The sequence below is a fragment of the Albidovulum sp. genome, assembly GCF_049646345.1.
Taxonomy (GTDB): Bacteria; Pseudomonadota; Alphaproteobacteria; order Rhodobacterales; family Rhodobacteraceae; genus Albidovulum.
This window is the reverse complement of sequence record NZ_JBARVQ010000756.1, coordinates 1-2,445: the sequence shown is the minus strand read 5'-3', so window position 1 is coordinate 2,445 and position 2,445 is coordinate 1. Positions and strand designations below refer to the sequence as shown.

The window sequence follows — 2,445 nt, the reverse complement described above, 5'->3', positions numbered from 1 at the left end:
TGGCTGGCCAGCGCGAATTCGTCCTGCGTTTCGCGGCTGATCTGCCATTTCCCGGCGACATTCTCGGCGGTGGTGCCCATATGGTAGCCGTTGAAGGCGTCCCAAAGACCGTCCTTGATCATCGAATCGATGAATTTCATGTCGCCCATCTTCTGGCCCGCGCGCAGATGTGCGACATGGGGGCTGAGTGACATGTTTTCCTGCCCGCCGGCAGCAACGATGGCGGCATCGCCCAGCTGGATATGCTGAGCAGCCAGCGCCACAGTACGCAGGCCCGAGCCGCAGACCTGGTTGATCGACCAGGCAGAGCTTTCGACCGGCAGACCGGCATTGATATGTGCCTGACGCGCCGGGTTCTGACCCTGGCCGCCGGTCAGGACTTGCCCGAGGATCGTCTCGGACACTTCCGATTTGTCGATGCCTGCACGGGCGACAACGGCTTCCAGCACCGCAGCGCCCAGATCATGGGCAGGCGTATTGGCAAACGCGCCGTTGAAACTGCCGACAGCCGTACGGGCAGCAGAGACGATTACTACATTGGTCATGCCTTGATCCTCATTCTGGGCGATTCTCATCTTGACGAAGGCCTGATAGCACTTCTTACGCTGCTCTGCAGCATGACGATTGTTTCGTAAGGGTCAAGGGACTCCGAAATATTGTTTCGCGGCCGATTGCCGGGATTTCGATCCGGGATCCTGATCGCCCCGCGCTGAAACGCCCGGGTCAGAAACCGGTCGTGACGAACGGTCAGGCGCGTTGTTGTGCCTGTGGCATGCGCCAGGGCGGTACGACCGTCGGGGCACCATAATAGTAGCCTTGCATGCAATCCATCCCGATCCCGGTCAGCCAGGCGGCGTCCTGTGCATTCTCCACCGATTCGGCCACCGCGAACATGTCGAAATGATGCGCAATCGACATGAGTGCCTGGGTCAGAACCTGATTGTCCGGGTTGTCGGCAACGCCGCGAATGAACTGGCCGTCGATCTTCAGGATGTCGAAATAGAACTCCCGCAAGTATCGGAACGATGTGTAACCTGCGCCGAAATCATCCAGAGCAAAGGATATGCCTTCGCTTTGCAGATCGGTCATGAAGACCGACACGATGTCGGGCATGACCATGGCCGAGCTTTCGGTGATCTCGAGGATCAGACGCTCCGCCACCGTGTTGTTACTTTTCAACCCGGCGCGCAGGGTCCGCATCCAGCGCGGATAGGCGATGGAACGGGCCGACATGTTGATCGACAGCCGCAGGGTCGGGTCGCGTTTCAGTGCGTTCAGACCCATATCGAGCGCAAGACAATCGATGATGCGGCCGATTTCGTTGGTTTCGATCGTCTCGATGAAATCCTTGGCCGGAATGATGCGCCCGGTTTCATCCAGAAGCCGGATCAGCCCTTCATAGAATGCGGGCCGGTTCGGCTGGGCGACCTGCACGATCGGTTGAAAGGCCAGCAGAACATCGCGCCGGTCGACGGCGCGGCGCACCATCGACATGATCTCGCGGTCACGCATCCCGATCGCGGCGCTGAGCGGGCTGTCCTGCGCCGGGTCGCGTGGGTTGCGTTTTGGCCTGCCGCGCTCCTGCATCGAAAATCTCCTCTCGGTCCCGGGACAGATTGGCCTGAACGCGCTAAGAAGCCGTAAACGGATATGGCGGATTTGACCCGCCCTGGAGGATGAAGCCTATGGATGAACGTTGCGGCTGGTGCGGCACCGAATTGATCTACACCGACTATCACGATCATGAATGGGGCGTGCCCGAACGCGATGCCCGGGCTCTGTGGGAAAAGCTCATCCTCGACGGGTTTCAGGCGGGCCTCAGCTGGATCACGATCCTGAAGAAACGCGACAATTTCCGCACCGCATTCGACAGGTTTCAGCCCGAGGTGATCGCCCGCTGGGGCGAGGCCGATGTGGCACGGCTTCTCGGTGATCCCGGCATCGTGCGGTCGCGGGCAAAGATCGAGGCGACAATCGGCAATGCACAGGCCTATCTGAAGATCGCCGAGGATGGGGGCTTTGACCAGTTCCTCTGGCGTTACATGGACGGCGAACCGCTCCAGAACCGATTCACGAGCCTGTCAGAGGTGCCCGCCAGCACGCCCCTCTCTGAAAGCATCTCGAAAGATCTGAAAAAACAGGGGTTCCGCTTTTGCGGCCCGGTCATCACCTATGCGTTCATGCAGGCTGTTGGCATGGTCAATGACCACCTCGTCACCTGTCCGGCCCATGACCGGGTCGCCCGCCTTGGCTGAGCCTTTCGTCTTGGCTGAGGTATCTACCGTGTGACTTCCGTCAAAAACCTGGTAGGATGGCAACAAGGGCATTTGGCGTGGAGACACCAAATATCAGGACGTTCGATGCCTTTACGGATTACAATGAGCCGCCGTCCAGGCTTGGCGCAGCGAGGGTCGGTAGCGAGTGCTTACTGTCGGATGCCGCAGC

Annotated in this window: 2 protein-coding genes and 1 pseudogene; 1 reads left to right on the top strand and 2 read right to left on the bottom strand. The window is 59.7% G+C overall.

All coding sequences use genetic code 11. The annotated features are described in order from the left end of the window. Positions 1-545, bottom strand: a pseudogene (locus tag WBB85_RS19915) (acetyl-CoA C-acetyltransferase); the annotation flags it as partial. Between the two features lie 202 nt (positions 546-747). Then, complete coding sequence (locus WBB85_RS19910) at positions 748-1,587, bottom strand: EAL domain-containing protein (RefSeq protein WP_432640330.1); 840 nt, start codon at positions 1,585-1,587, stop codon at positions 748-750. 98 nt (positions 1,588-1,685) lie between these two features. Here WBB85_RS19910 and WBB85_RS19905 point away from each other — a divergent pair, with 98 nt between their 5' ends. After that, positions 1,686-2,255: a DNA-3-methyladenine glycosylase I gene (locus tag WBB85_RS19905; RefSeq protein ID WP_432640329.1), complete on the top strand. Its 570-nt coding sequence runs from the start codon at positions 1,686-1,688 to the stop codon at positions 2,253-2,255. Positions 2,256-2,445 lie beyond the last annotated feature (190 nt).

Excerpts from the sequence above, each read along its gene's own strand:
- WBB85_RS19910 (WP_432640330.1), bottom strand. The coding sequence starts at position 1,587 with ATGCAGGAGCGCGGCAGGCCAAAACGCAACCCACGCGACCCGGCGCAG.
- WBB85_RS19905 (WP_432640329.1), top strand. The coding sequence starts at position 1,686 with ATGGATGAACGTTGCGGCTGGTGCGGCACCGAATTGATCTACACCGAC.